The sequence below is a fragment of the Rahnella woolbedingensis genome (assembly GCF_003602095.1).
Classification (GTDB): Bacteria; Pseudomonadota; Gammaproteobacteria; order Enterobacterales; family Enterobacteriaceae; genus Rahnella; species Rahnella woolbedingensis.
In genome coordinates, this window is sequence record NZ_RAHH01000013.1 from 1 (window position 1) to 24,966 (window position 24,966).

The 24,966-nt window shown below is 50.5% G+C and carries 21 protein-coding genes and 1 rRNA gene; 14 read left to right on the top strand and 8 right to left on the bottom strand.

Going from position 1 to position 24,966, the window contains the following annotated elements:
* Window positions 1–184: 184 nt before the first annotated feature.
* Window positions 185–300 (top strand): 5S ribosomal RNA (gene rrf, locus D6C13_RS12370).
* 83 nt (window positions 301–383) lie between these two features.
* Here rrf and mobB read toward each other — a convergent pair.
* Window positions 384–914 carry a molybdopterin-guanine dinucleotide biosynthesis protein MobB gene (mobB, locus tag D6C13_RS12375; protein ID WP_120133049.1) on the bottom strand — a complete coding sequence of 177 codons (531 nt, stop codon included), beginning with the start codon at window positions 912–914 and terminating at the stop codon, window positions 384–386.
* Entirely contained in the window at window positions 911–1,498 is a 588-nt protein-coding gene (gene mobA / locus D6C13_RS12380; RefSeq protein ID WP_120133050.1) for a molybdenum cofactor guanylyltransferase MobA, read from the bottom strand. Before mobA ends, mobB begins: the two co-directional genes overlap by 4 nt.
* A 152-nt stretch (window positions 1,499–1,650) precedes the next feature.
* Here mobA and D6C13_RS12385 point away from each other — a divergent pair, with 152 nt between their 5' ends.
* The 5 genes from D6C13_RS12385 (at window position 1,651) to spfP (ending at window position 7,074) form a co-directional block, all read left to right on the top strand.
* Window positions 1,651–1,920: a YihD family protein gene (locus D6C13_RS12385; protein ID WP_120133051.1), complete on the top strand. Its 270-nt coding sequence runs from the start codon at window positions 1,651–1,653 to the stop codon at window positions 1,918–1,920.
* Between the two features lie 92 nt (window positions 1,921–2,012).
* On the top strand, window positions 2,013–2,999 hold the full coding sequence (locus tag D6C13_RS12390; protein ID WP_120133052.1) for a serine/threonine protein kinase: 987 nt from the start codon (window positions 2,013–2,015) through the stop codon (window positions 2,997–2,999).
* Window positions 3,000–3,045: 46 nt separating this feature from the next.
* Window positions 3,046–3,669 (top strand): thiol:disulfide interchange protein DsbA, encoded by a 624-nt coding sequence (dsbA, locus tag D6C13_RS12395; protein ID WP_056777623.1) that lies wholly within the window; start codon window positions 3,046–3,048, stop codon window positions 3,667–3,669.
* Window positions 3,670–4,057: 388 nt separating this feature from the next.
* Window positions 4,058–6,862 carry a DNA polymerase I gene (polA, locus tag D6C13_RS12400; RefSeq protein ID WP_120133053.1) on the top strand — a complete coding sequence of 935 codons (2,805 nt, stop codon included), beginning with the start codon at window positions 4,058–4,060 and terminating at the stop codon, window positions 6,860–6,862.
* 164 nt (window positions 6,863–7,026) lie between these two features.
* Window positions 7,027–7,074 carry a small protein SpfP gene (gene spfP / locus D6C13_RS26290; protein ID WP_071892919.1) on the top strand — a complete coding sequence of 16 codons (48 nt, stop codon included), beginning with the start codon at window positions 7,027–7,029 and terminating at the stop codon, window positions 7,072–7,074.
* A 173-nt stretch (window positions 7,075–7,247) separates the two neighbouring features.
* Here the strand turns inward: spfP and yihA are convergent, their stop codons facing one another.
* Window positions 7,248–7,898, bottom strand: a complete 651-nt coding sequence (gene yihA, locus D6C13_RS12405; RefSeq protein ID WP_120133054.1) for a ribosome biogenesis GTP-binding protein YihA/YsxC — start codon at window positions 7,896–7,898, stop codon at window positions 7,248–7,250.
* Between the two features lie 579 nt (window positions 7,899–8,477).
* Here yihA and yihI point away from each other — a divergent pair.
* Complete coding sequence (gene yihI, locus D6C13_RS12410) at window positions 8,478–9,029, top strand: Der GTPase-activating protein YihI (RefSeq protein ID WP_120133055.1); 552 nt, start codon at window positions 8,478–8,480, stop codon at window positions 9,027–9,029.
* A 187-nt stretch (window positions 9,030–9,216) separates the two neighbouring features.
* The gene (gene hemN, locus D6C13_RS12420) at window positions 9,217–10,590 is read left to right on the top strand and encodes an oxygen-independent coproporphyrinogen III oxidase (RefSeq protein ID WP_120133057.1); all 1,374 of its coding nucleotides are present in this window, start codon (window positions 9,217–9,219) and stop codon (window positions 10,588–10,590) included.
* Window positions 10,591–10,667: 77 nt separating this feature from the next.
* Here hemN and glnG read toward each other — a convergent pair whose 3' ends face one another.
* From glnG to glnA, 3 genes are all read right to left on the bottom strand, one after another.
* Window positions 10,668–12,080, bottom strand: coding sequence for a nitrogen regulation protein NR(I) (gene glnG / locus D6C13_RS12425; protein WP_120133058.1), 1,413 nt, complete (start codon window positions 12,078–12,080; stop codon window positions 10,668–10,670).
* 7 nt (window positions 12,081–12,087) lie between these two features.
* Window positions 12,088–13,137, bottom strand: a complete 1,050-nt coding sequence (glnL, locus tag D6C13_RS12430; protein ID WP_120133059.1) for a nitrogen regulation protein NR(II) — start codon at window positions 13,135–13,137, stop codon at window positions 12,088–12,090.
* A 269-nt stretch (window positions 13,138–13,406) separates the two neighbouring features.
* Window positions 13,407–14,816, bottom strand: a complete 1,410-nt coding sequence (gene glnA / locus D6C13_RS12435) for a glutamate--ammonia ligase (protein WP_120133060.1) — start codon at window positions 14,814–14,816, stop codon at window positions 13,407–13,409.
* Between the two features lie 457 nt (window positions 14,817–15,273).
* On the opposite strand from glnA, the gene typA reads away from it, so the two are divergent.
* The 5 genes from typA to fabY all read left to right on the top strand — a co-directional run bounded on the left by typA (window position 15,274) and on the right by fabY (window position 20,151).
* Window positions 15,274–17,097: a ribosome-dependent GTPase TypA gene (typA, locus tag D6C13_RS12440; RefSeq protein WP_120133061.1), complete on the top strand. Its 1,824-nt coding sequence runs from the start codon at window positions 15,274–15,276 to the stop codon at window positions 17,095–17,097.
* Between the two features lie 163 nt (window positions 17,098–17,260).
* Window positions 17,261–17,848 carry a glucose-1-phosphatase gene (gene yihX, locus D6C13_RS12445; protein ID WP_120133062.1) on the top strand — a complete coding sequence of 196 codons (588 nt, stop codon included), beginning with the start codon at window positions 17,261–17,263 and terminating at the stop codon, window positions 17,846–17,848.
* 11 nt (window positions 17,849–17,859) lie between these two features.
* Entirely contained in the window at window positions 17,860–18,729 is an 870-nt protein-coding gene (locus tag D6C13_RS12450; RefSeq protein WP_120133063.1) for a virulence factor BrkB family protein, read from the top strand.
* An 18-nt stretch (window positions 18,730–18,747) separates the two neighbouring features.
* Entirely contained in the window at window positions 18,748–19,185 is a 438-nt protein-coding gene (gene dtd / locus D6C13_RS12455) for a D-aminoacyl-tRNA deacylase (protein ID WP_112289293.1), read from the top strand.
* Between the two features lie 33 nt (window positions 19,186–19,218).
* Window positions 19,219–20,151 carry a fatty acid biosynthesis protein FabY gene (fabY, locus tag D6C13_RS12460; RefSeq protein ID WP_120133064.1) on the top strand — a complete coding sequence of 311 codons (933 nt, stop codon included), beginning with the start codon at window positions 19,219–19,221 and terminating at the stop codon, window positions 20,149–20,151.
* 68 nt (window positions 20,152–20,219) lie between these two features.
* On the opposite strand, the gene D6C13_RS12465 is transcribed toward fabY, so the two are convergent.
* Both D6C13_RS12465 and D6C13_RS12470 read right to left on the bottom strand, forming a co-directional pair.
* Window positions 20,220–21,926 carry an AsmA family protein gene (locus D6C13_RS12465; RefSeq protein ID WP_120133065.1) on the bottom strand — a complete coding sequence of 569 codons (1,707 nt, stop codon included), beginning with the start codon at window positions 21,924–21,926 and terminating at the stop codon, window positions 20,220–20,222.
* Between the two features lie 154 nt (window positions 21,927–22,080).
* Window positions 22,081–23,472, bottom strand: coding sequence for a nucleobase:cation symporter-2 family protein (locus D6C13_RS12470; protein ID WP_120133066.1), 1,392 nt, complete (start codon window positions 23,470–23,472; stop codon window positions 22,081–22,083).
* Window positions 23,473–23,711: 239 nt separating this feature from the next.
* On the opposite strand from D6C13_RS12470, the gene gltS reads away from it, so the two are divergent.
* Window positions 23,712–24,923 (top strand): sodium/glutamate symporter, encoded by a 1,212-nt coding sequence (gltS, locus tag D6C13_RS12475; RefSeq protein WP_120133067.1) that lies wholly within the window; start codon window positions 23,712–23,714, stop codon window positions 24,921–24,923.
* Window positions 24,924–24,966: the final 43 nt, after the last annotated feature.

A 24,966-nucleotide genomic window follows, 5' to 3' on the forward strand; every position in this document is an offset into this window, starting at 1 on the left:
TGTAAGTGCAGCGATGCATTGAGCTAACCAGTACTAATGACCCGAGAGGCTTAACCTTACAACACCAAAGGTGTTTTGATTTGAGAGACAGGCTCGCAAGAGTAGATTTTCAGCTGAATGTTCCGAGATTGGTTCGTAGTGCAATCCTGATTTAAGGTGAGCGGTATGAATGAAACAGAATTTGCCTGGCGGCAGTAGCGCGGTGGTCCCACCTGACCCCATGCCGAACTCAGAAGTGAAACGCCGTAGCGCCGATGGTAGTGTGGGGTCTCCCCATGCGAGAGTAGGGAACTGCCAGGCATCAAATAAAGACAAAAGCCCCGTACGAAAGTGCGGGGCTTTTTGCTATGTGAAGTTTAGGAGAAGAAAAGAGGACAGAACCTCTAGTTTTGCTGACTTTTCAGCCACTGAATTACAAACTCTCCGACTTCATCTACCTCATTTATATTCAGGATGCTGATTGCCTGTGAAACAGGCACGAACAGATCATCACTCGCCACCGCAACTACATGTATATTAATCAGACTCTCAAGTGATTTACTTGTTTCCTGCCTGTGTAGCACGATTTTATCGATCTCTTCATGCTTAAATCCCTCTACTAAAATCATATCCAGGTTATTACTGTCGAAACGTGTCGCCAGATACTCCAGACTGAGCTCGCCCTGTCCCGGAGTTTCAGTCATCAGTGCCCACCGGTTATTGCTGGCAACCATCGTCTGGTCTGCGCCAGCTTTACGCAGTTCAAAACTGTCTTTTCCCGGTGTATCAACGTCGACATCATGGTGGGTATGCTTGATCAGACCGGTTCGTATGCCACGCTGACGAAGGTAGGGAATGAGCTGTTTCAGCAATGTTGTTTTTCCCGTCCCGCTGTAAGCGACGATCCCAAGCAGTGGAATTTGTTTGTTTATCATCTTGAGAGATCTTGATTGCGAGTTTTCCAAAGTGCCACATCTTCAGGCGTGTTGAGGTTGGAAAACGCCAATGATTCACTGAACAGTACAGATTTTGCTCCAATGTTATGAAGGAAAATCATCAGCTTCCTGTCACCGTTTTCCAGATACGCCGTCAGTGCTGGGATTAAACTTCGGTTTAACAGGCAAAGTGTCGGATGCTCACGCTCCGTGTCGCGCGCATAGGCCGCTTTCTGTCCTGATAGTCCGGCAGACAATGATTTACTAAGACCTGCGGGGAAAGCCGGAACGTCGCAGGGAACGAAAAGTACCCATTCGGTTTTACTCACCGATAACGCGGCAAGCATACCGGCAAGAGGGCCTGAGAAATCCTGTTCGATGTCCGGGACTGTCTGGAAATCCTTCCCATAGCGTTCAGAATTCTGATTGCAGCTGATCAGAATTTCTCCGACCTGCGGGCATAATCTTTCAGCGATGAGTTCAAATAAAGGCCTACCATTAATTTCGACCAGTCCCTTATCTTCACCCATCCTGCTCGAACGACCGCCTGCTAAAATAACGCCCGTAATACTGTTGCGATCCATAATACCTGCCCGTCAAAACACCATTATCCCATTATTGTAACGCCTTAATTTACCTCCGGGCAGGTTAAACTTGTCTGGGGTGAGCTTGTACTTTCCCTGACGAAATAACCCTGTTATTTTTAAGGTCTGAAAACAAGTGGAGAAGGATTATCATGAAAGAACATCGTGTGAACGAGCTGATCGAACTACTGCATCCGGCATGGAAAGAGGATTGCGATCTGAACCTGATGGAGTTTATTCAGAAACTGGTCACAGAATGTGGATATCAGGGACCATTAGGCGAACTCAGTGATGACACATTGATTTATCACCTGAAAATGCGTGGTACTGACAGCACGGCTGAAATCCCAGGTTTGAAGAAAGACTATGAGGATGATTTTAAAACCGCACTTTTACGTGCCCGTGGTGTGATTAAAGATTGATGTAAACTTATGTGAACTTCATGCGAACCGCCAAAAATAGATGATACTATTTCCCATTGTCATTTTTCTGTGCGGCCAATCCGAATGAAGTTATGAACAATTCAGCTTTTAATTTTCAGGCATTGTCGCCGGATCTTATCCTTGATGCGTTAGAGAGTGTCGGTCTTATTGCTGAGTCCGGCCTCACTGCATTAAACAGTTATGAAAACCGTGTTTACCAGTTTCTCGGTGAAGACAGGAAACGCTATGTGGTGAAATTTTACCGTCCTGAGCGATGGACGCAAGAGCAGATCCACGAAGAGCATCAGTTTTCTCTGGATATGTCCGATGCTGAAATTCCTGCGGTTGCCCCTCTTTCTATCAACGAAAACACACTGCATCACTATCAGGGATATATGTTCACCGTATTTCCCAGCGTGGGTGGACGCCAGTATGAGATCGACAATCTCGACCAACTGGAGTGGGTAGGACGTTTTCTTGGACGCATTCATCAGGTGGGCAGCGAGAGCCTGTTTTCGGCACGTCCGACTATTGGGGTGGACGAATATCTTTTCCGCCCGCGAGAGGTTCTCGCCCAATGTCCGCTGATCCCCAAAAGTTTGCGCGAACCTTTTTTATCTGCAACCGATCAGCTGATTCGCACGACATGTGAATATTGGCATACTGACTGGCAGCCTCTACGCTTACATGGTGATTGCCACCCGGGCAACATTCTCTGGCGTGACGGGCCGCTGTTTGTTGATATGGATGATGCCCGCAATGGCCCGGCGATACAGGATCTCTGGATGCTTCTGCATGGCCCCCAAAGTGAGCAAAGGCTCCAGTTAGATATCTTGCTGGAAGCTTACGGAGAGTTTGCAGATATAGACACTCGCGAACTGTCTTTGATTGAACCACTTCGCGCTATGCGCATGGTTTATTATCTGGCCTGGGTTGCCCGTCGCTGGGAAGATCCTGCATTTCCTAAGAGTTTCCCCTGGATGCAGGACGAAGATTTCTGGCGTAGTCAGATAGCGGCTTTTACTGAGCAAGTTAAGAAATTACAGGCACCTCCTTTACAGCTGATGCCAATGTATTGAGTCATGATTAATGTTCGAAGTTTAATTAAATGGAGATAGGCTTTATATGAAAAAGATATTCCTGGCACTGGTTGGTATGGTTATGGCCTTCAGTGTGTCTGCCGCGCAATTCTCTGATGGCGCACAGTACGTTACTTTAGATAAAACCGTTGCTAATGAGCCACAGGTACTCGAGTTCTTCTCATTTTATTGCCCGCACTGCTACCAGTTTGAACAAGTCTGGCATGTCTCTGACAGTATCCGTAAGAACTTGCCTAAAGATGTTAAATACACCAAGTATCACGTCGAATTCCTGGGGCCATTGGGTAAACAATTAACTCAAGCCTGGGCTGTTGCGATTGCTCTGGGTGTTGAAGACAAAGTGAGCCCGCTGATGTTTGATGCTGTACAGAAACAGCAATCAGTTCAGAATGCTGACGATATCCGTAAAGTCTTTATTCAGGCGGGTGTGAAGGGCGAAGATTATGATGCCGCACTTAACAGCTTTGTCGTGAAATCTCTGGTTGTTCAACAGGAGAAAGCCGCTGCTGACCTGGGTCTGCAAGGTGTTCCTTCTGTATTTGTGAACGGCAAATATATGGTTAAAAATGACGGACTTGATACCAGCTCAATGGATATGTACGTCAAACAATATTCTGATGTGATCAACTTCTTAGCGACCAAAAAATAAGAATTTCTGATTTCAACGCCAGCTTTCGGGCTGGCGTTATATTTTAAAAGAAATGAGAAAATGGAAATGTTCTCAGACGTAAATATAAAAAACTCCCCTCAGAAAATTTCCCCGTAAATATTACTATCCACAATAGCTATTAAACTTCTATTACATCAATATTTCATTAAGCAATCGTATAACCTGATGAAACACGTAGCTAAAATTTTGATGTGCTTTTGAATTAACATCCTTTATTAATTTCCTATAAAAACTATTCACAAAGTTATCCACAGGATGATCCTTCGAGATCCCTCGCAACTTCGCAATGAATTTCCTTCTCAAGGTTCGTCTTTCCCGCTGGCTATGGCATCCTTAGAGCATGTCTGATCACGAATAAAGAAGAGTTATGGCCCAGATAGCAGAAAACCCCTTAATCCTGGTGGACGGCTCGTCCTACCTTTATCGCGCTTACCATGCGTTCCCTCCGCTGACCAACTCTGCGGGCGAACCGACCGGCGCGATGTACGGTGTGCTGAATATGTTGCGCAGCCTGTTGCTGCAATACACCCCAAGCCACGTTGCTGTGGTTTTTGACGCGAAAGGCAAAACCTTCCGTGATGAACTGTTTGAACAGTATAAATCTCACCGCCCTCCGATGCCGGATGATCTGCGCTCTCAGATTGAGCCACTTCATCAAATGGTGAAAGCGATGGGGCTGCCGTTACTGGTCGTTTCCGGCGTAGAGGCAGATGACGTGATCGGTACGCTGGCACTTGAAGCCGAGAAAGCGGGTCATGCGGTTCTGATCAGTACTGGTGATAAAGATATGGCGCAGCTGGTTACGCCGGGCGTCACCCTGATCAACACCATGAACAACGCGATCCTGGGGCCAGATGAAGTTGTCGAGAAGTATGGTGTTCCGCCGGAACTCATTATTGATTTCCTCGCGCTGATGGGCGACTCCTCGGATAACATTCCGGGTGTACCGGGCGTGGGTGAGAAAACAGCACAGGCGCTTTTACAAGGCATTGGTGGCCTTGATGCGTTGTATGCTGATCTCGATAAAGTCTCGACATTAAGCTTCCGTGGTTCAAAAACCATGGCTGCAAAACTGGCGGATAATAAAGAGGTGGCTTACCTCTCTTACCAGCTGGCGACTATTAAAACGGACGTTAAGCTGGATCTGACCTGTGCAGAACTGACGGTTTCAGAGCCTGATGCCGACGAACTCCATAAGCTTTTTGGTCGCTATGAATTCAAACGCTGGCTGGCAGATGTGGAATCTGGCACTTGGCTGAGCAGCAAAAAATCTGCTGGCAAAGCGCCGGCATCGGCGAAGAAAGGCGCGCAGGCTGAAGAAACGGTTTCAGCATCTGCAGTCGAACCTAATCAGCTCTCTCAGGAGGGTTACGTCACCATTCTGGATCAGGCGACTCTCGATGAGTGGATCGGTTATCTGAAAGCATCGGACGTTTTCGCTTTCGATACCGAAACAGATGGTCTGGATACGCTGACGGCCAATCTGATTGGTTTGTCTTTCGCTACACAAGCGGGCAAAGCGGCTTATCTTCCTGTGGCGCATGACTATCTGGATGCACCGGCGCAGCTGGATCGCGATGATGTGCTTAAACAACTTAAACCGTTACTCGAAGATGAAAAGCAGCGCAAAGTCGGGCAGAACCTGAAGTTCGACCGCGGCGTTTTACTGCGTTATGACATCGAATTGAAAGGCATCGCCTTCGATACCATGCTTGAATCTTACGTGCTCGACAGCGTATCTGGCCGTCATGACATGGACAGTTTGGCCGATCGCTATCTCGGTCATAAAACCGTAGGCTTTGAAGAGATTGCCGGTAAGGGCAAAAATCAGCTGACTTTCAACCAGATTGCGCTTGAGCAGGCAGCGCCTTACGCGGCAGAAGATGCCGATGTCACGCTGCAATTGCATCAGACACTCTGGCCACGTATTCAGCAAAGCGAATCCCTGACCAGGGTGTTCACGGATATTGAAATGCCGCTGGTGCCTGTTCTGTCCCATATCGAACGCACCGGTGTGTTGATTGATCAAAACATCCTCGCTGCTCACTCGAAAGAGCTGGCTATTCGTCTGAACGAGCTGGAAAACAAAGCGCATGAACTGGCCGAAGAGCCTTTTAACCTTTCTTCGACCAAACAGCTTCAGGCCATTCTGTATGAAAAACAGAAATTGCCGATCCTGAAGAAAACTCCGGGTGGCGCACCCTCAACTAATGAAGAAGTTCTGGCTGAACTGGCACTCGATTATCCATTGCCGAAAGTTATTCTGGAATATCGTGGTCTGGCGAAACTGAAATCAACTTACACCGACAAACTGCCATTGATGATCAACCCGCAGTCTGGTCGCGTGCATACGTCTTACCATCAGGCGGTAACGGCTACCGGCCGTCTGTCTTCCAGCGATCCCAATCTGCAAAACATTCCGGTGCGTAATGACGAAGGGCGTCGCATCCGTCAGGCGTTTATCGCGCCAAAAGACTACATCATTCTGGCTGCCGACTACTCGCAGATTGAATTGCGTATCATGGCGCATTTATCGAAAGATGAAGGCTTGCTGACAGCCTTTGCTGAAGGCAAAGATATTCACCGCGCAACCGCCGCAGAAGTCTTCGGCACTCCGCTGGAGAAAGTCTCCGGCGAACAACGTCGCAGCGCGAAAGCGATTAACTTTGGTCTGATTTACGGCATGAGCGCCTTTGGTCTGTCACGCCAGCTGAACATTCCGCGCAAGGAATCTCAGCGTTATATGGATTTATACTTCGAGCGTTATCCGGGCGTGCTGGAATATATGGAACGTACGCGTACTCAGGCATCTGAGCAGGGTTACGTGGAAACACTGGATGGTCGCCGTCTGTATCTGCCGGACATTAAATCCAGCAACGCGATGCGCCGTAAAGGAGCTGAACGTGCCGCGATCAACGCCCCGATGCAGGGTACGGCAGCTGACATTATCAAACGCGCAATGATAAGCGTCGATGCCTGGCTGAAACAGTCAGATGCTCCGCGTGCCCGCATCATCATGCAGGTACACGATGAACTGGTATTTGAAGTGCATAAAGATGATGTTGAAGCAGCAAGTGAAAAAATTCGCAATCTGATGGAAGCAAGCATGACGCTGGCGGTTCCATTGAAGGTTGAAGTCGGGACTGGCCAAAACTGGGATCAGGCTCACTAAGTGGATAGTTATTAAGCTTTTATTGTAATTAAGCTACAGAATTTTGTGTTCAGACCATGAAGGTGATCGCATAAACCGCGATTTTTGTGTAAGTAAACTACAAAAAGTTCTTTTTCCCTGTCAGGAAATAGGGTAAAGTTTCTCTCGTAGGGTACAGAGGTAAGATGTTCTATCTTTCAGACCTTTTACTTCACGTAATCGGATTTGGCTGAATATTTTAGCCGCCCCAGGCATTTATGTCTGGGGCGTTTTTTATTGGGCTTTTCACAGAGTTACACCTATTTTTTGACGACCTGTCATCAAACCGTATCCATAAAAAAGGGCAGCCTGTTGGCTACCCTGACATGTTCTTTACTTACAGTTTTCTTCGTTAAAGCGCGGTTAATTACTCGCCTTCGTCAGACAAAACATCTTCCAAAACTTCCGGCGGGATTTCGCTGAACCAGGTGTTCAGTTTGTCACTCAGTTTATCCACACCGATTTTCTTCGTTGAAGAGAACGCTTCTACCTGAATATCGCCCATGAATTCTTTCACGGCTTCGCGAACCATTTTGATTTGCGCCTGACGCGCACCGGATGCCAGTTTGTCGGCTTTCGTCAGCAACAACATCACCGGTGTTCCTACATCAACAGCCCATTGAATCATCTGCTGATCGAGATCTTTCAGCGGATGGCGGATATCCATCAACACCACCAGACCTTTCAAAGAGTTACGCATTTGCAGGTATTCGCCCAGCGCGCGCTGCCATTTACGCTTCATCTCTTCCGGCACTTGAGCGTAACCATAACCCGGCAGGTCGACCAGACGAATGCCCGGTGTGACTTCGAACAGGTTGATGAGCTGAGTACGGCCGGGTGTTTTACTGGTACGGGCGAGGCTTTTCTGCTGCGTCAAAGTATTTAATGCGCTGGATTTGCCGGCGTTTGAACGACCAGCAAATGCGACTTCAATGCCTGCGTCAGATGGCAAATGCCGGATATCCGGGGCGCTCATGACGAAATGGGTCATATGATAGTTGTAAGTTTGGCTGGTCAAAGCGTGCGTCTCCGTGAGGCATGAGTATCTGGCTGGCGATTATAACTGCAACAGAGCCGAGATGCGTTCGTGTTTTTAAATTCCGAATGATGAGGCGAAGGGACCACAGAGATGAAGGCGGGGGAAATTGCCTTCATGATGTAAGACATTTGCTATTCATGATGCGGGTTATTTCGCTTGTTTTGTCGCCGTGTTTTTTAATGTCATTAAATTTCAATAAGATAAAAATAATGTGGTTCTGAAACCCACAAGACGGCAGGCGGGTATCTTGAGCCTTTGTGCCAGTCGGGTAAAGTATTTCTTACGCGGTGAAGGCGAGAATGGAAACAAGGACGAATATTGCATTCAGGGATCACGGGAAATGCATCGCGTTTTAAGGACGAACGGAGCCGGAGGCTCTGAAAGGCAAAGGAAAAACCGGGACGTTGACGCCAGACAGGGAGAGTGTTTGAGGAATATCCTTCTCCGGAAGGAAAGAAAAAGGCAGCAAGGTTAACTTGCTGCCTTTTTTCTTTGTTCGCTTTCTGCTAGATTCCGCCGCAAATCTATACTAAATGTACACACCTAAGAGCAGATGCCATGAAACAGCCAGCGAAAGCACCGCGCGCCAATACCGCGACAGCTAAAACGAAGAAGAAAAGTCGTGTAGAGCTTGATATCGAAGCGCGCGAACGCAAGCGTGACAATAAGCGCCGTGGCCACAAAGCAGGCTCACGCGCGAACCCGGAAGGCGGTCAGAACCAAGGCGGTGCTGGCGCGAAGAAAACCGATCCGCGTATCGGCAGTAAGAAAGCTGTGCCATTGATCGTGGAAACCGTCACGAACAATGCAGCGAAAGCGAAGAAAGCGGCGCAGGCGAAGCCGGAAGAAAAACCAAAAATGTCTCCGCAAGAAGAACTGACATTACTGGAAAATGATGAGCGTCTGGATTCACTGCTCGATCTTATTGACGACGGCAAAGCGCTGAGCGCAGAAGATCAGGCTTATGTTGACCAGACTCTGGATCGTATTGATGTTCTGATGGAAATCCTCGGTATCGAACTCGGCGACGACGAAGATGACGAAGAAGAAGAGAAGAACGAAGATATGATGCAGCTGCTCAAGCGCGGGACTCCTAAAGAAGGTTTCTAAGCGATGCGCTGGGTTCTCCCGGCAATAGCCTTACTCTTTGCATGTTATCTCCTTTGGTTATTCGGTAAACTACGACGGTTATCGAAAACTAAAGCACGTTTGCGCAGAGCGACCTTTGTAAGGCAGGCCAAAAGCCTGCCTTCAAGGGGAACCGGCAGCATCCGACGCCGGAAGGAGTAAGTCACCCATGTCAGAACAGACAACCGTCTGGGATTTAGCGCTGATCCAGAAGTACAACTATTCAGGTCCGCGATACACATCCTATCCAACAGCACTCGAATTTAGCGAAAGCTACGACGATGCGGCTTTTAAAAAAGCGGCTGTCCGTTACCCTGAGCGCTCCCTTTCGCTGTATGTGCACATTCCTTTCTGCCATAAGCTTTGCTATTTCTGCGGCTGCAATAAACTGGTCACGCGCCAGCAGCATAAAGCCGAAGACTATCTTAACGTGCTTGAGAAAGAGATAAGTCACCGTGCGCGGCTCTTTAAGGGCCGTCAGGTCAGTCAGTTGCACTGGGGCGGTGGTACACCGACTTATCTCAATAAAACGCAGATAAGCCGTCTGATGGGCCTTCTGCGGGCACAGTTTGATATCCTGCCCGATGCTGAAATGTCTCTTGAAATCGATCCCCGCGAAATCGAGCTGGATGTGCTCGACCATTTGCGCAGCGAAGGCTTTAACCGTCTGAGCATGGGCGTGCAGGATTTCAATAAAGAAGTGCAGCGGCTGGTTAATCGCGAGCAGGACGAAGATTTCATTTTTGCCCTGATTGAACGCGCCCGTGCGCTGGGTTTCAATTCCACCAATATCGACCTGATTTATGGCCTGCCGAAACAAACAGCGGAGAGTTTCGCTTATACGCTGCAACGCGTGGCAGAGCTGAATCCGGATCGCCTGAGCGTGTTCAATTACGCGCACATGCCAAAATTGTTTGCCGCACAGCGCAAAATCAAAGATGCCGATTTGCCTGGTGCGGAAGAGAAACTGAAAATCCTGCAGGAAACTATCGCCTCGCTGACGGCGTCCGGTTACCGATTTATCGGCATGGATCACTTTGCCCGTCCTGACGACGAACTGGCGATTGCCCAGCGCGAAGGCAAACTGCACCGTAATTTCCAGGGATATACCACGCAGGGCGACAGCGATTTGCTGGGCATGGGCGTATCGGCCATCAGTATGCTGGGCGATACCTACGCGCAGAACGAGAAAGACCTGAAAACCTATTACGCCAGAGTGGAAGAGCAGGGGAATGCGTTATGGCGCGGTCTGGAAATGAGCGATGACGATTGTCTGCGCCGCGATGTGATTAAATCACTGATCTGCCATTTCGAGCTGAGTTTTGCCGATATCGAACAGCGCTATGATATCCGCTTTACCGACTATTTCGCCGACGATCTGGCGCTGCTCAAACCGCTGGCTGAAGACGGGCTGGTTGAAGTGAGCGATACGCATATTCAGGTCACGCCACGCGGACGTTTGCTGATCCGCAATATCTGCATGTGCTTTGATATTTATCTGCGCCGCCAGGTGCGCCAGCAGCAGTTCTCCCGCGTGATCTGATTTTTCGCTGGAAATTTTATTCACTGCAAATAAAAACAGCCGCATGAGCGGCTGTTTTGTTTTCTGGCAGCTGGCTTTTATTCCATGCCCAGTTCTTTCAGCTTGCGGGTCAGGGTATTTCGTCCCCAGCCCAGCAAACGTGCGGCTTCCTGTTTATGACCCTGAGTATGGCGCAGCGCCGTAGTCAGTAAGGTGCGCTCCATTTCAGGCTGTGCTTCTGATAACAGGTTTTGATGACCGGAACGCAGGGCGCGATCTGCCCACTGAGCCAGCAATGTCGCCCAGCTGTCCGGCAGACTCTGACCACCGGTTTCCGGGGCCGAAGTTTCAAACAGCTCGCTCGGTAAATCCTGAATCAGGACTTCCTGACCGGCCGCCATCACCGTTAACCAGCGACAGGTGTTTTCCAGCTGGCGCACGTTCCCCTGCCATGGCAGACGCGTCAGCGCTGTCTCCGTTTCCGGGTGCAGATTTTTCGCTTCGACGCCGAGCTCTTTCGCTGCGACTTGCAGGAAATAACGCGCCAGACGCGGAATATCTTCGCGACGTTCACGCAGCGGTGGCAGATGGACGCGGATAACGTTCAGACGGTGGAATAAATCCTCACGGAATTTCCCTTCCTGAACCCGTAACTCCAGATTCTGGTGGGTCGCGGCGATAATACGCACGTCCACTTTCACCGGCGCATAACCGCCTACACGATAGAACTGACCGTCTGCCAGCACGCGCAGCAGACGGGTTTGCACATCGAGCGGCATATCACCGATTTCATCCAGGAACAGCGTGCCGTTATCGGCCTGCTCAAAACGTCCCTGACGGATGGTGTTTGCACCGGTAAACGCCCCTTTCTCGTGACCGAATAATTCGGACTCGATCAAATCTTTCGGGATTGCCGCCATATTCAGCGCGATAAATGGCGCTTTGGTGCGCGGGCTGTGGCGGTGTAAGGCATGAGCCACCAGCTCTTTACCAGTACCTGATTCGCCGTTAATCAGCACGCTGATTGAAGAGCGGGACAAACGGCCAATAATGCGGAACACGTCCTGCATGGCTGGCGCTTCACCGATGATATCCGCCGTCGGGCCGCTCGCCGGCTGGCTGCGTGCCGGTTGCTGTTGTTCCTGATAATGGCTGATGGCGCGTTCAACCAGTGCCACGGCTTCGTCAATGTCGAAGGGTTTTGGCAGATAATCAAAAGCACCTTGCTGATAGGCGCTGACCGCGGCATCCAGATCGGAGTGCGCTGTCATTATGATGACCGGAAGCATCGGGTGACGTTGTTTAATCTGCTTTAACAGCGCTAAACCGTCCATCCCCGGCATACGGATATCTGATAACAAAACGTCAGGGGTTTGAGTCGCAATGGCATCAAGCACTTCATTGCCGCTGTCAAACGTGGTGCAGGTCAAACCGGCTCCAGTGAGCGCACGTTCAAGTACCCAGCGGATGGAGCTATCGTCATCGACGATCCAGACTATCCCTCGTTGCATAAGAACCTCACTGGCGAATAGGCAGGAAAACCGAGAATTCGGTATGTCCTGGCCAACTGTTAAATTCAACTTTACCCGAATGCTGGTCAATCAAACTGCGCGCGATAGAAAGGCCCAAACCGGTGCCCCCCTCGCGGCCACTGACCATGGGGTAAAAAAGAGTGTCCTGCAAATGTGCCGGTACGCCGGGGCCGTCATCTTCAATATCGATTCTTGCCGCCAGACGGTAACGCACGCCGTGTAACGTAATCTGGAAAGCAGTCCGCGTGCGCAGTGTTATTGTGCCGCCTTCCTCCCCCAGCGCCTGCAAGGCATTGCGGGTGATATTCAGTAAAATTTGTTCTATCTGATCAGGGTCGTGTGCCAGTTCCGGCAGGCTCGGGTCATAGTCCCGCACCAGCTGAACGTTATCGGGTTTTTCCATCGATACCAGCTGACAAACGCGCTCTGCAACCTGATGAATACTTTGTGTAATGTGCTGGCTCGGGCGCTGTGGCCCCAGCAATCTGTCCACCAGATTCCGCAGACGGTCAGCTTGCTCAATAATGACTTTGGTATATTCCAGCAGGGCCGGATCCGGCAGCGCTCTTGATAACAACTGTGCCGCACCCCGCAAACCGCCAAGCGGGTTTTTAATTTCATGCGCCAGACCGCGTATCAAATCACGGGCCGCAACTTGTTGAGCATGCTGCAATTGTTCCTGGCTGAGACGTCGCTGATTATCCATCGGCGCAAGTTCGACCAAAATGAAGCCTTCCGGCAGCATCTGGGCAGTCAGTGACAACACATGAGCGCGGCCATCGACCACCAGAGTCACTTCGCTGTCTGTAAAGCCCTGTCCGGCAGTCAGACTTTCACGCATTAACTCGATGTTGAGCGAAAAATATCCCACTAGCTCTGGCAAAGGGGTGCCAAAAAGTTTGCGGGAACTTTGCGCCAGTAACTGCTGAGCCGCCGGGTTGGCGTAATGCACAGCCAAATCGTCGTCCAACAGCAGAACGCTGTTGATTAAAGAATTCAGGATCTGCCCAGCATCGGGCAGCTTGCCAGTTGCCATACCGCAGTCTCCCGCACCGGATGGGTGCATGTTATCTCGCTACCCGGCGAAATCACGGGTCAGAGGGGTTAAGCAGGAAAGAGTGTGGAGAAAAAAGCCCATCCGGAGATGGGCTGAAAGTTTCCACGGCAACAAATAAAATCGTTTTACTTAATTTTGATGCTGAAGGTTTTCTTACAGCCAGACCTCCAGCCGGGTATTTTTTTCAGCGCCGGTCAGAGGACGGGCGCTGAGTTCAGGTTCAATTCGAAAATTAAACGCTGTTTTTATTAAACGCTGTAATACAGTTCGAACTCAACCGGATGCGGAGTCATACGCACGCGGTCCATTTCTTCTTTACGCAGGCCGATGTAAGCATCGATAGCGTCGTCAGTGAACACGCCGCCACGTGTCAGGAACTCGCGGTCTTCGTTCAGTGCGTTCAGCGCTTCTTCCAGTGAACCTGCAACTTTTGGAATTTCTGCTTCTTCTTCCGGTGGCAGGTCATACAGGTTTTTGTCCATCGCATCGCCAGGGTGGATCTTGTTAATGATACCGTCCAGGCCAGCCATCATCAGTGCAGCAAACGCCAGGTATGGGTTAGCCGCTGGATCAGGGAAGCGTGCTTCGATACGCATTGCTTTAGGCGTAGATACGTGTGGAATACGGATGGATGCAGAACGGTTACGCGCAGAGTAAGCCAGCATGACTGGCGCTTCGTAGCCCGGGACCAAACGCTTATAGGAGTTGGTAGTCGGGTTAGCGTAGGCGTTGATCGCTTTAGCGTGTTTGATGATACCGCCGATGTAGAACAGTGCCATTTCAGACAGGCCGCCGTACTTGTCGCCAGAGAACAGGTTGTTGCCGTTCTTGGACAGAGACATGTGGCAGTGCATACCGGAACCGTTATCGCCAAACATTGGTTTAGGCATAAAGGTCGCAGTTTTGCCAAATGCGTGAGCCACGTTGTGAACCACGTATTTGTAGATTTGGATTTCGTCAGCTTTTTTAGTCAGGGTGTTGAAGCGGGTTGCCACTTCGTTCTGACCAGCAGTGGCCACTTCGTGGTGGTGAGCTTCAACAACCAGACCCATTTCTTCCATGGTCAGACACATGGTAGAACGCAGATCCTGGGAGGAGTCGACCGGAGGAACCGGGAAGTAGCCGCCTTTAACTGCAGGACGGTGGCCTTTGTTGCCGCCTTCGTATTTGGTGCTGGAGTTCCATGCGCCTTCGATATCATCGATAGCAACGTGAGAACCAGAGATGCTGCTGCCGAAGCGCACATCATCAAACAGGAAGAATTCTGGCTCTGGCCCGAACAGCACAGTGTCCGCGATCCCGGAAGAGCGCAGGAAATCTTCTGCGCGTTTTGCGGTAGAACGTGGGTCACGGTCATAACCTTGCAGCGTGGTTGGCTCAAGGATGTCGCAACGAATGATCAAAGTGGTTTCTTCGTAGAACGGGTCAAGAACAGCAGTGCTCGCATCTGGCATCAAAACCATGTCAGATTCGTTGATGCCTTTCCAGCCACCGATTGAAGAGCCATCGAACATTTTGCCTTCTTCGAAGAAGTCAGCGCTAACCTGGTGTGCAGGAATGGTGACGTGCTGTTCTTTGCCTTTGGTATCTGTGAAACGTAAATCTACGAATTTCACTTCATGCTCATTCAGCATCGTCAAAACGTGTTCAGCGGACATACTAGTTCTCCCGAATTTCTCATTATCGTCGTGGAACGAATAACCATTTTTGGTCTTTAGTTGGAAATAACAGCTTTACTTGAACTGGCGTGTGGACTGAACAGCGCTATTATTTGACTGGTCAGACGCTTCACCCTGTAAAAACTTTTTTTTACCCTAAAAACTATTAGCGAAAAGTGTGCCAACTTTGAGAAAATGCAAACAACGCCATTTTACAGGGCTCTTGCACTCAATAAGTATGCACCATAACGGAATTTCTGCACTATAATGGTGCCAACTGTGAGACGTTTAGCACCAAAAAGGTGCGTCATAATGGTTCAGTAGTCTTTTTGCACCGTGAAAGGGATCACAAAGTAACCATCCATAAGTTGTTTCATCAAGATCCTTGTGATCTTGTTTAGAACCTCGCTTAATACGTGTACAATAGCGCGCTATTTCTAATGCCTGAGGCAAAGCTGTGATCGAAAATTTGCGTAACATCGCCATTATTGCCCACGTTGACCATGGTAAAACCACCCTGGTCGACAAGCTGCTGCAACAATCCGGTACTTTCGGAGAGCGTGTAGAAGCCACCGAACGCGTAATGGACTCCAACGATTTGGAGAAAGAGCGTGGGATTACCATCCTCGCAAAAAACACCGCCATTAATTGGAAAGACTACCGCATCAACATCGTGGATACCCCAGGACACGCCGACTTCGGCGGTGAGGTAGAGCGTGTGATGTCAATGGTCGACTCGGTGCTGCTGGTTGTGGATGCAATGGATGGCCCAATGCCGCAAACCCGTTTCGTGACCAAAAAAGCATTCGCTAATGGTCTGAAGCCGATCGTGGTAATCAACAAGGTTGACCGCCCTGGCGCGCGTCCTGACTGGGTTGTTGATCAGGTCTTCGACCTGTTCGTAAACCTGGACGCAACCGACGAACAACTCGATTTCCCAATCATCTATGCATCAGCACTGATGGGTATCGCGGGTAACGACCATAACGATATGGCCGAAGACATGACCCCGTTGTACCAGGCGATCGTTGACCACGTATCTCCGCCACAAGTTGAGATGGAAGCACCTTTCCAGATGCAAATCTCTCAGCTGGACTACAACAACTATGTTGGCGTCATCGGCATCGGCCGCATCAAACGCGGTACCGTTAAGCCTAACCAGCAAATCACTGTCATCGACAGCGAAGGCAAAACCCGTAATGGTAAAGTCGGTAAAGTTCTGACCCACATGGGTCTTGAGCGTATCGAAGCGACCATTGCTGAAGCGGGCGACATCATCGCAATCACCGGCCTGGGCGAACTGAACATCTCCGACACTATCTGTGATCCGGCGAATGTTGAAGCTCTGCCAGCGCTGAGCGTTGATGAACCAACAGTGACCATGTATTTCTGCGTTAACACCTCTCCGTTCTGTGGTAAAGAAGGTAAGTATGTGACTTCACGTCAGATCCTTGACCGTCTGAACAAAGAACTGGTGCACAACGTGGCATTGCGTGTAGAAGAAACTGAAGATGCTGATGCATTCCGCGTTTCAGGCCGTGGTGAACTTCACCTGTCGGTTCTGATCGAAAACATGCGTCGTGAAGGTTTCGAGCTGGCGGTTTCCCGTCCTAAAGTAATCAACCGTAAAATCGATGGCCGCATGCAAGAGCCATTCGAGAACGTGACACTGGATATCGAAGAGCAACACCAGGGTTCTGTTATGCAGGCCATGGGTGAGCGTAAAGGCGATGTCAAAGACATGATCCCTGACGGCAAAGGTCGTATCCGTCTTGATTACCTGATCCCTGCACGTGGCCTGATCGGCTTCCGTACAGAATTCATGACTATGACTTCTGGTACCGGTCTGCTGTACTCCACGTTCAGTCATTACGATGACGTTCGTCCGGGCGAAATCGGCCAGCGTCAGAACGGCGTGCTGATCTCCAACGGTCAGGGTAAAGCAGTTGCGTTCGCACTGTTTAGCCTGCAAGACCGCGGTAAACTGTTCCTGGGCCACGGCGCAGAAGTGTATGAAGGCCAGATCATCGGTATTCACTCACGTTCTAACGACCTGACCGTGAACTGCCTGACCGGTAAGAAACTGACCAACATGCGTGCGTCTGGTACTGACGAAGCAACGACTCTGGTTCCTGCTATCAAAATGTCTCTGGAGCAAGCTCTGGAATTCATCGATGATGACGAATTGGTCGAAGTAACTCCTCAGTCTGTACGTATCCGTAAACGTCACCTGACCGAGAACGATCGTAAACGTGCTATGCGTGGTCCTAAAGAAGGTTAATCTTCTTTAACGCTCGCCGTTACACAGAAACAGGGTGCCTTTGGGTACCCTGTTTTTTTTGTCTTTTTTTCTAACGCTGAGGTAAACACCGCAACTCTGTCACTGTTCAGGTGTACGTTTTACCGCTAAAGTTAAACGTCATCTTTGAAATCAGGAGCGTGCAATGCTGTACATTTTTGATATGGGAAACGTCATTATTGATATTGATTTCAAACGTGTCCTTGGCGTGTGGAGCCATCTCAGCGGAACGCCGCTGGCCACGCTGACCGAGCGTTTTAAAATGGGCGAGGTGTTCCAGAAGCACGAACGGGGTGAAATCAGCGACGAGCAGTTTGCCGCCGATCTGTGCAATGAAATGGGCATTGCGCTCAGCTTCGAACAGTTCAGTGCGGGCTGGCACGCTGTTTTCGTAGGCCTGCGTCCTGAAGTCATCACGTTATTCCAGAAGCTGCACGAAGAAGGCCATCGTGTTGTCGTTCTGTCGAATACTAACCGCTTACATCTGGATTTCTGGCCTCAGCACTATCCGGAAATCGAAGCCAATACCGATGCGATGTATCTTTCGCAAAATCTGGGTATGCGAAAACCTGAACCGGAAATCTTCCAGCATGTGCTGGAGAAAGAGGGCTTTACTGCCAGTCAGGCAGTCTTCTTTGATGATGTGGCAGAGAATATAGAAGCCGCCCGCGCGGCAGGCATTGAAGCTGTGTGGGTGGAAGATAACCAGACGGTACCGAAATACTTTTCCTGAAGGGTGTAAGGATGCAGCAAAGGGCATTGAGCCACTATCCAAAATCATTGTGGAAGTTCACAATCCTGCTCTTAAAGCGTTCAGATAAAGATGGCCTGACGCTTCTGGCGGGCCATCTGGCCTATGTCTCTTTGCTTTCGCTGGTTCCGCTGATCGCTGTAGTATTTTCTCTCTTTGCGTTATTCCCGGTGTTTTCGGATATCAGCGTTCAGCTTAAATCTTTCATCTTTTCTAACTTCATGCCGGCGACGGGCAATACCATTCAGCGGTATCTCGAACAGTTCGTTGCCAACTCCAGCAAAATGACGGCGGTGGGCACCTGCGGGTTAATTGTCACTGCGCTGCTGTTGATAGCTTCAGTGGACAGCGTGCTGAATAAAATCTGGGACAGCAAAACCAAGCGCCCGATTGTGTTCTCATTTGCGGTGTACTGGATGGTATTAACGCTCGGGCCAATCCTTCTGGTGGCCAGCGTCGCAGTCAGTTCTTATCTGCTTTCTCTGAACTGGCTGAACCTTAGCGGGGTGCATTCTCTCATCGACCATGCGCTGAGAATTCTGCCTTTACTGATTTCGTGGGTGACGTTCTGGCTCTTATATCAGGTGGTGCCAACGGTCAGAGTTCCGGCAAAAGATGCCCTGGTTGGCGCTCTGGTTTCCGGCGCATTATTTGAATTAAGTAAAAAAATCTTCACCTTGTATATTCAGCTTTTCCCATCTTATCAGTTGATTTACGGTGTACTGGCTGTGATCCCCATTTTATTTCTGTGGGTCTATGTAAGCTGGTGTATCGTGCTGCTTGGAGCCGAAATTACCGTCACGCTTGGCGAGTTTCGTTCCGTGAGAAAATTACAGTCTGCCCAATACAAGGCAGAAGAATAATCAGTCCGAAGGATTTGTATGATTGCGTTAATTCAGCGGGTTTTGAATGCCAGCGTGACTATCGATGGCGACGTTTGCGGCCAGATAGGGCCGGGATTACTGGTTTTACTGGGTGTTGAACAGGGCGATGACGAACAAAAAGCTAAGCGCCTTTGTGAACGGGTGATCGGGTACCGAATTTTCGGTGACGAAAATGACAAAATGAATCTTAACGTGCAGCAGGCTGGTGGCAGTCTGCTGGTGGTGTCGCAATTCACGCTGGCGGCCGACACACAAAAAGGCATGCGTCCGGGGTTCTCGCGCGGTGCTGAGCCACAGGAAGCCGACCGTTTGTACCAGTATTTTTGCGGACAGTGTCGTGAGAAAGGCATTGTGACCGAAACCGGGCGTTTCGCTGCGGATATGAAAGTGGCGCTGGTGAACGACGGGCCGGTGACCTTCTGGCTACAAGTCTGATCGATAAGGCATAACGCCGGAGAGAAAGCATCTATGTATCACCTGAGAGTACCGACGACCGAAAAAGAACTGGCTGCCTATTACCGGTTTCGCTGGGAAATGCTGCGCCAACCCCTGCGCCAGCCTGAAGGTTCCGAACGTGATGCCTACGATTCTATTGCGCATCATCAGATGGTCGTGGATGAAAGCGGCGAGCCGGTCGCGGTTGGTCGTTTATATATAAATGCCGATAACGAAGCCTCAATCCGCTTCCTGGCCGTTGATCCCAATGTGCAGGACAAAGGGTTAGGAACGCTGGTGGCGATGACCCTGGAGTCTGTGGCGCGTCAGGAAGGGGTAAAGCGCGTCGTCTGTAGCGCCCGTGAAGACGCTGTGGACTTTTTTGCCAAACTGGGTTTTGTGAATCAGGGCGAAATTACCACGCCGCAAACTACGCCGGTCCGCCATTTCCTGATGATTAAACCAATCGAAACGCTGGACGACATTCTCCATCGCCCCGACTGGTGCGGGCAGCTGCAACAAGCCTGGTACGATCATATTCCTCTGAGTGAAAAAATGGGGGTGCGGATCAGTCAGTATACCGGCCAGCGTTTTGTGACCACCATGCCGGAAACGGGCAACCAGAATCCGCACCATACGTTATTCGCCGGGAGTTTATTTTCGCTGGCCACGCTGACCGGCTGGGGGTTGATCTGGCTGCTGCTGCGTGAGCGCCATCTGGGCGGCACCATCGTGCTGGCCGATGCCCATATCCGCTACAGTTCTCCGGTGACCGGCAGACCGCGTGCGGTGGCCGATCTCGGCTCTGTCAGTGGTGACCTTGACCGTCTGGCACGTGGGCGCAAAGCCCGCGTTCAGCTTGAAGTGAATTTATACGGCGATGAAGTGGATGGCGCGGTGTTTGAAGGTACTTATCTGGTTCTTCCTGCTGCCCCTGGTGCACCGCTGGAGCCTGAAATTAACTGATTTATCAGGTATATAAATAGAAAAGGCACTGCAAATCGCGGTGCCTTTTTACATGATAACGTAAAGAGCTAAGGTGTCACTGGCGTCTGGGCTGGCGCTGATGCACCTGTTACCAGTCCGTTTACCATTCTCTGATCAATTGTCTGGCTGCCATTAACCTGCAACGTCCCGTTCAACGTCGGTTTGTAATCGACATTCGCTGGCATTTGCCCTTGCAGATTGAGCTGCATATTGGCGTTACCCTCCAGCGAAATGTGCGGCCATCCCCAGTTTTCCAGCTGATTTGCCGGTACGGAACGGCCGGTCATCTTCACGGAAAAATGGCGCTGCGGCTGCTGATTCACGGTCGCAGTAGCTTCCAGCAAACCTTCTTTGGTAAATGCGCTCAGCTCGGAAATATTCACCTGGCTGTCGTTTGCATTCAGCGTAATGGAAGGACGACGTACATCATTGCGGTTAAACGTAGCTTCACTGGCATTCAGATTCAGCGTACCGCTCCAGATCCCCCACTGATGATTACGTGCCAGCAGCAGGTTATTACCCAGACCATCGAGTGCGGTCAGCTGGAACGGGAACTGCGGATTGATATCAATAATCAGGTTGCGGTTGGCAATAAACCGGCTGACGAACACTTCTGAAAGCGAATCCGGCAGAGCCTGATTCCACAGCTGCTTCCAGTTTTCCGGCAGCGTATATTCCAGACCCGCGACGGAAACTTCATCAAGTTGCAGCCGTTTATTGGCGCGCAACCAGTTACCGGTGGTGCGCAGCAAACTGCGCTCCCAGCGCGCCGTGGCCTGCCTGATGGCAATCCCCTGCTGAGAAAGATCAAGACTGATAATCGGGTCCTGAATATGCAGATTACCGTTAATCATATCGGTCGCATTCAGGGTGATTTCACCGTCATCGCTTTGCCAGTCACCTTTTTCAAGCGTCAGATCCTGCACGGATAAATCAACGTCGCTGAATGCCCAGTCAGTCCCCTGTAAACGGGCGTCGATCAGATCAAAACGCTGGATGGTTACTTTGGGCAGCGTCTGGAAATCATCGAAGAATGCAGAAAGCGGTTTGGATGTTTGCAGACGCACATTGCTCAGACGCAGGTTTTCAATGTTCCAGCTACCGTCAGCGGCCTGCGTGGCTTTACCGGTCAGCTGACCGCGCGCCAGATCGCCGCCAAAATTGCTCAGCGTCAGAGCCTTATTATTGATGTTGCCCTGAATCAGCACATTTTCGGTCGCAAGCCCGTTGACCGTCAGGCTGGCGGCACTGAGCTGGAAATCGGCTTTGTCTCCCAGCAGCTGAGCTGGTTTTGGCTGCCACGGCGAAATACCGGCATTAATCTGCTGCCCCTGAATATCTAATCCGCCGGTATTCCCGGTGAGCGCCATTTTGCTGAGCTGAAGGGTATTGGCCTGCAACGGTAAATTCATTGAGGAAGGGCTGACGTTAAGACGCCCGTTAGCCAGAACCACGCGATCGAAAAAGCGCGGCTCAGTTATCTGACGCCAGCTCAAATCTAAATCGACTTCGCCAGCGTTGAGAATTTCCGACTGATTCTTTTGCCCGAAGACGACATTGTTTAACGTCACACGCCCCGGAGAAGACCAGCTATGGTCGATTTTCTCAACGGAGACGCGGTACTCGCTGTTATCGCTAATCCAGTGGCTGACCCAGCCAGCCGCCCAGCGGGTTTGTAATAGGACGTACAACAGTACGATCGCCAGCACCAGAAGTAAGGCGAACGTCAGCAAAATTTTACCGATAAATCTCATCGTCTGGAGCCCTGTAACGGGAAAATGGAAAAAAGATTCTTTGTTTATGCCGCAAACAGCGACTTTTCTCAACAGGTTAGCAGAATGGAGACAATAAAAAGCGGCAGGGGTTCCAGACCCACTGCCGCTGTTGCACGCGGATTACATCCGGTGATTACTTTTCGTGAGGGAAAACCAGATTCAGAACAATCGCAGTGATACCCCCGGCGGCGATGCCTGAAGACAGGAGGGTTTTCAGCCAGTCTGGCGCGAATTGCAGGATCAGCGGCTGTTGAGAAACACCCATGCCGACGGCGAGGGAAAGCGCCATGATCATAATCGCGCGGCGGTTCAGGCGCTCTCGGGAAACAATACGTACGCCGGAAGCCGCAATCGTACCGAACATCACAATGGTCGCGCCGCCCAGTACCGGTTCAGGAATATGCTGCACAAAGCCCGCTACGGCAGGGAACAGACCGAGGATGATCAACATCAGCGCGACGACAAAACCAACGTAACGGCTGGCAACGCCGGTCAGTTGAATGACGCCGTTGTTCTGCCCGAAGCATGAATTCGGGAAGGTGTTAAATACCGCAGAAAGCATCGAGTTCAGGCCATTTGCCAGAACGCCGCCTTTGATGCGCTTCATATAAAGCGGGCCACTGACCGGCTGCTCCGATACGTCTGAGGTCGCGGTAATATCACCGATAGTTTCCAGTGATGTGACCATGAAAATCAGCATCAGAGGGATCAGCAGGTTCCAGTCAAAGCCCAGTCCGTAATAAAGCGGTGTCGGCAAGGTTATCCAGTTTGTCTGTGTGGATGGTGCGACGTTTGGCAACATCCCCGTCATCCAGGCCGCCAGATAACCTACGGCCATCGCGATAACCAGAGATGCCACGCGCAGGTAAGGGTTGCGCTGGCGGTTCAGCAGAACAATCACTACCAGCACGACGGCGGCCAGCAGCAGATTTTTCGGCGCGCCGAACGTGTGATCACTCATCGCGGAGTAACCGCCGCCAATAGAGGTCAGTCCGACCTGAATCAGTGACAGCCCGATAATCATTACCACAATACCGGAAACGAGCGGCGTAATAATGCGGCGCGCGAGGTGCAGGAAACGGGAAAGAATGATTTCGGTGCAGGAAGCCAGCATCAGCGTGCCGAACAGGGCCGCCATCATGGTCGGGACATCGGCGCCGCCATTTTTCAGCGCCATTCCGCCCATGATAAGCGGCGCGACAAAGTTAAAACTGGTGCCCTGAATAGAGAGTAAGCCTGAACCGACCGGCCCCCAGGTTTTAATCTGCAAAATTGAAGCCAGACCGGAGGCAAACAGCGACATGCTGATGATGTGTTGCGTGTCTTGCGCGGGTAAACCCAGTGCCTGGCAAATCAGTAATGCCGGTGTGATAACCGCAACAAACATCGCCAGCAAATGCTGACAGGCGGCAAATAACGTCTGAGGAAGTGGCGGACGATCTTCGAGCCGGTAAATCAGTTCACTCTTTTGCTGGCGGGAGAGGTCTGGTTGTTGTGTTTCTTGTTCTGCTGTTTGCGAACTCATGTTGTGGCATTCCAATAAGCGGCAAAGCGGGCATTTTTATTGAAATTGGCGATAAAAGCAATCGTTTGCTATCAGCAATTTTAGAGGGGATATTTAGGTTAGTTGGAGATTTACCACCTGTTTTTCTTGCTTATAGAAGCTTTAATGACTTCTAATTCAGCCTCTGGGGAAATGATAATTAAATAAGATGTTTGTAACTAAATAATACTATTGGATATTTTTTAAAAAGGAGTTTTTCAATGATTCAACTCGACACCTACGGCACCCTGGTTGCTGCCACGTTGGTACTCCTTTTAGGGCGAAAATGCGTCCAGTCGGTCAAATTTCTAAAGAAATATACTATTCCTGAGCCAGTAGCTGGCGGATTGCTGGTCGCTTTGCTGTTACTGATCGCCAATCAGGTGTTCGGTTGGGAAATCGGATTTGATATGTCCCTGAAAGAACCTCTGATGCTGACGTTCTTTGCGACAATCGGTCTGAACGCTAATCTTGCCAGCCTGCGCGCCGGTGGCAAATCTCTGTTCCTTCTGGTCTTTGTCGTCATCGGCCTGTTGCTCATGCAAAACGCCATCGGTATCGGTATGGCGAAAATGCTGGGGCTGGATCCGCTGATGGGTCTGCTGGCCGGTTCGATTACACTTTCCGGCGGTCACGGAACGGGTGCGGCATGGAGCAAGCTGTTTATCGAGCGTTATGGCTTTGAAAACGCGACAGAAGTCGCGATGGCCTGCGCAACCTTCGGGCTGGTACTGGGCGGAATTATTGGCGGGCCGGTGGCGCGCTATTTAGTAAGCCATTCCTCCACTCCCAACGGAACACCTGAAGATACGATTGATCCGAGCGCATTCGAAAAACCGACCATCGGGCGGATGATCACGCCACTGGTGATGGTGGAAACTATCGCGTTGATCGCGATTTGTCTGCTGGCAGGAACTCACGCAGCCCATTTGTTGCAGGGTTCTGCATTCGAAATACCAACCTTTGTTTGTGTGCTGTTTGTCGGTGTGATCCTCAGCAACCTGCTGGCATGGCTGGGTTTTTACCGGGTATTCGACCGTGCAGTTTCGGTGCTCGGTAACGTGAGCCTGTCGCTGTTTCTGGCGATGGCCCTGATGAGTCTGAAGCTTTGGGAAATGGCGTCACTGGCTTTGCCGATGATGGCTATTTTGATCGTGCAAACCATTGCGATGGCGCTTTACGCGATATTCGTGACTTATCGCGTCATGGGGAAAAACTACGATGCAGCGGTACTGGCTGCCGGGCATTGCGGTTTCGGGCTTGGCGCTACGCCAACGGCCATTGCGAATATGCAGGCAATCACCAACCAATTTGGCCCTTCTCATCTCGCATTTCTGGTCGTGCCTATGGTGGGCGCGTTCTTCATTGATATCGCCAATGCGATCGTGATTAAACTCTATCTCATGTTGCCACTTTTCCCGGCTATCAGCTAAAAAACAGGCACAGAAGCTATGTTTCTGTGCCTGACTTCTTCCC

Bases quoted from the DNA above. Each gene is read 5' to 3' on its own strand.
- mobB (WP_120133049.1), bottom strand. From the start codon at position 914: ATGATAAACAAACAAATTCCACTGCTTGGGATCGTCGCTTACAGCGGG.
- mobA (WP_120133050.1), bottom strand. From the start codon at position 1,498: ATGGATCGCAACAGTATTACGGGCGTTATTTTAGCAGGCGGTCGTTCG.
- D6C13_RS12385 (WP_120133051.1), top strand. From the start codon at position 1,651: ATGAAAGAACATCGTGTGAACGAGCTGATCGAACTACTGCATCCGGCA.
- D6C13_RS12390 (WP_120133052.1), top strand. From the start codon at position 2,013: ATGAACAATTCAGCTTTTAATTTTCAGGCATTGTCGCCGGATCTTATC.
- dsbA (WP_056777623.1), top strand. From the start codon at position 3,046: ATGAAAAAGATATTCCTGGCACTGGTTGGTATGGTTATGGCCTTCAGT.
- polA (WP_120133053.1), top strand. From the start codon at position 4,058: ATGGCCCAGATAGCAGAAAACCCCTTAATCCTGGTGGACGGCTCGTCC.
- yihI (WP_120133055.1), top strand. From the start codon at position 8,478: ATGAAACAGCCAGCGAAAGCACCGCGCGCCAATACCGCGACAGCTAAA.
- hemN (WP_120133057.1), top strand. From the start codon at position 9,217: ATGTCAGAACAGACAACCGTCTGGGATTTAGCGCTGATCCAGAAGTAC.
- glnG (WP_120133058.1), bottom strand. From the start codon at position 12,080: ATGCAACGAGGGATAGTCTGGATCGTCGATGACGATAGCTCCATCCGC.
- glnL (WP_120133059.1), bottom strand. From the start codon at position 13,137: ATGGCAACTGGCAAGCTGCCCGATGCTGGGCAGATCCTGAATTCTTTA.
- glnA (WP_120133060.1), bottom strand. From the start codon at position 14,816: ATGTCCGCTGAACACGTTTTGACGATGCTGAATGAGCATGAAGTGAAA.
- yihX (WP_120133062.1), top strand. From the start codon at position 17,261: ATGCTGTACATTTTTGATATGGGAAACGTCATTATTGATATTGATTTC.
- D6C13_RS12450 (WP_120133063.1), top strand. From the start codon at position 17,860: ATGCAGCAAAGGGCATTGAGCCACTATCCAAAATCATTGTGGAAGTTC.
- dtd (WP_112289293.1), top strand. From the start codon at position 18,748: ATGATTGCGTTAATTCAGCGGGTTTTGAATGCCAGCGTGACTATCGAT.
- fabY (WP_120133064.1), top strand. From the start codon at position 19,219: ATGTATCACCTGAGAGTACCGACGACCGAAAAAGAACTGGCTGCCTAT.
- D6C13_RS12465 (WP_120133065.1), bottom strand. From the start codon at position 21,926: ATGAGATTTATCGGTAAAATTTTGCTGACGTTCGCCTTACTTCTGGTG.
- D6C13_RS12470 (WP_120133066.1), bottom strand. From the start codon at position 23,472: ATGAGTTCGCAAACAGCAGAACAAGAAACACAACAACCAGACCTCTCC.
- gltS (WP_120133067.1), top strand. From the start codon at position 23,712: ATGATTCAACTCGACACCTACGGCACCCTGGTTGCTGCCACGTTGGTA.